At 64.3% G+C, this 2,277-nt stretch carries 3 protein-coding genes; all 3 read left to right on the top strand.

Going from position 1 to position 2,277, the window contains the following annotated elements:
- Window positions 1-144 (top strand): flagellin (locus tag E2493_RS18180; RefSeq protein WP_263854053.1); only part of this gene is annotated, 144 nt, incomplete at its 5' end.
- A 298-nt stretch (window positions 145-442) separates the two neighbouring features.
- On the top strand, window positions 443-1,246 hold the full coding sequence (locus tag E2493_RS18175) for a flagellin (RefSeq protein WP_135089764.1): 804 nt from the start codon (window positions 443-445) through the stop codon (window positions 1,244-1,246).
- Between the two features lie 276 nt (window positions 1,247-1,522).
- Window positions 1,523-2,277, top strand: a 755-nt coding sequence (locus E2493_RS18170) for a flagellin (RefSeq protein WP_135089762.1), incomplete at its 3' end; no start/stop codon positions are given.

Raw genomic sequence — 2,277 nt, 5'->3', positions numbered from 1 at the left:
AGCGGCATCGGCAACCTCGTCGACGCCGATCTGGCCAAGGAATCGGCGAAGCTTCAGGCCCTGCAGGTCAAGCAGCAGCTTGGTCTCCAGGCTCTGTCGATTGCCAACCAGGCGCCGCAGTCGGTCATGTCGCTGTTCCGTTAATCGGAGAAGGCATGATCCCCGGTCGCAAGCCCGGGGTGAAGGGAAGGCCGGTGCGGGCAACCGCTCCGGCCTTTTCCGTTCGCCACGGATCTCGTGGTGCGACATCGGCGCGCGAAAATTCTCCCAGCCGTTGCAAGACCTTGCCGGCGGCGGCGGGCCGCGCCCGAAAAGCGGCGCTTCGATTTGGGTCGCTCGTGTTTCTTTCCCAAAATGGAGCTGTGGGGGGTGAGATTTCTGCCCTCGTCTCGTTGCGGCTCCGGGCTGGTGCCGCGCAACCGACACCGAAAGGGACATGACGATGACGTTCTCCGTCAACACCAACACGGGCGCGATGGCCGCCCTGCAGAATCTCAGCGCCACCAACCGCAACCTCGACGTCACTCAGGGGCGGATCAACACCGGCCTTCGCGTCTCCGGAACCAAGGACGATTCCGCAGCCTATACGATCGCCCAGAAGCTCCGCGGGGACGTGGGCGGCCTGGCTGCCGTGACGTCGTCGCTGTCGCGCGCCAAGAGCACGGTCGACGTCGCCATCGCCGGTGCCGAGCAGATCTCCGACCTGATGAACCAGATGCGCAGCAAGGTGCTCGAGGCCAGTGACAGCGGCCTCGATTCCACCTCCAAGGCCCAGATCACCGTCGACGTGACGGCGCTGCAGACCCAGATCAAGTCGATCATCAAGTCGTCGACCTTCAACGGCACGAACCTGCTCGACGCGAGCACCGGCCCGACGGCGTCGATCGCGGCGCTGAAGTCGGCCGACACCACGGACACGCTGACCGTCGCCCATACCGATCTCGCCTCGTCGCTCGGCACCATCGCCAGCGGCACGGTGACCATGGCGGATTTCGCCTCGGCCGAGGCGAACATGAAGACGGTGCTCAGCACGCTGGGCTCGGCGGCGCGCCAGCTCGACGGCCAGCTGAGCTTCACCGGCAAGCTTTCGGACGTGATCGAAAGCGGCATCGGCAACCTCGTCGACGCCGATCTGGCCAAGGAGTCGGCGAAGCTTCAGGGCCTCCAGGTCAAGCAGCAGCTCGGGCTCCAGGCGCTGTCGATCGCCAACCAGTCGCCGCAGTCGATCATGTCGCTGTTCCGATAATCGGACGACCTCACGCTGCTCCGGTCTCGGCTGGAGCCGATCCGGAAAGGCCGGGGCGGGCAATCCCGCCCCGGCCTTTTCGCTTTTGATAGAGCTCGCGCGCCCGGATTCGAAGTAACCGCCTCGTTAACTTCGAAAAACCTGCATGTTCATTTGGGTCGGTCTGATTTCCTTCCCAGAATGAGGAGGCGGAGGAGACTCTTCTCTTTCCGTCGAGGGCCGGCGTCTCCGGCCCGGGCCGCAGAACTCGGCCCCATTCCAAGAAGGAAAATTACGATGGGTTTCTCCGTCAACACCAACACCGGCGCGATGGCCGCTCTCCAGAACCTGAGCGCGACCAACCGTGGCCTCGAGACCACCCAGAGCCGCATCAACACCGGCCTGCGCGTCTCGGGCACCAAGGACGATTCCGCGTCGTACACGATCGCTCAGAAGCTCCGTGGTGACGTCGGCGGCCTTACCGCCGTGACCTCGTCGCTTTCGCGCGCGAAGAGCACCGTCGATGTTGCCGTCGCCGGTGTCGAGCAGATCTCCGATCTGATGAACCAGATGAAGACCAAGGTCCTCGAGGGCAGCGACGCCGGCCTCGACTCCGCGTCGAAGGCCCAGATCACGGCCGACGTCACGGCTCTGCAGACTCAGATCAAGTCGATCATCAAGTCGTCGTCGTTCAACGGCACGAACCTGCTCGACAGCGGCGGCAGCGGTGCCATCGCGGCTCTCAAGTCGGACGTCACCAGCGACACGCTGAACGTTGCTCACCGCAACCTCGAGGCGGACCTCGGCAGCACCCTGCTGACCGGCGTCAGCATGGCCGATTTCGCCGGTGCGGAGTCGAACATGAAGTCGGCGCTCAGCACGCTGGGTTCGGCCGCCCGTCAGATCGACGGTCAGCTGAGCTTCACCAGCAAGCTGTCCGACGTGATCGAGAGCGGCATCGGCAACCTCGTCGACGCCGATCTGGCCAAGGAATCGGCGAAGCTTCAGGCCCTGCAGGTCAAGCAGCAGCTTGGTCTCCAGGCTCTGTCGAT

The sequence above is a fragment of the Sphingomonas parva (ex Maeng et al. 2020) genome, from assembly GCF_004564275.1.
GTDB lineage: Bacteria > Pseudomonadota > Alphaproteobacteria > Sphingomonadales > Sphingomonadaceae > Allosphingosinicella > Allosphingosinicella parva.
The sequence above is the reverse complement of the archived record's forward strand: the minus strand, read 5'-3'. Positions and strand labels throughout refer to the sequence as shown.

Excerpts from the sequence above, each read along its gene's own strand:
- E2493_RS18175 (WP_135089764.1), top strand. The coding sequence starts at position 443 with ATGACGTTCTCCGTCAACACCAACACGGGCGCGATGGCCGCCCTGCAG.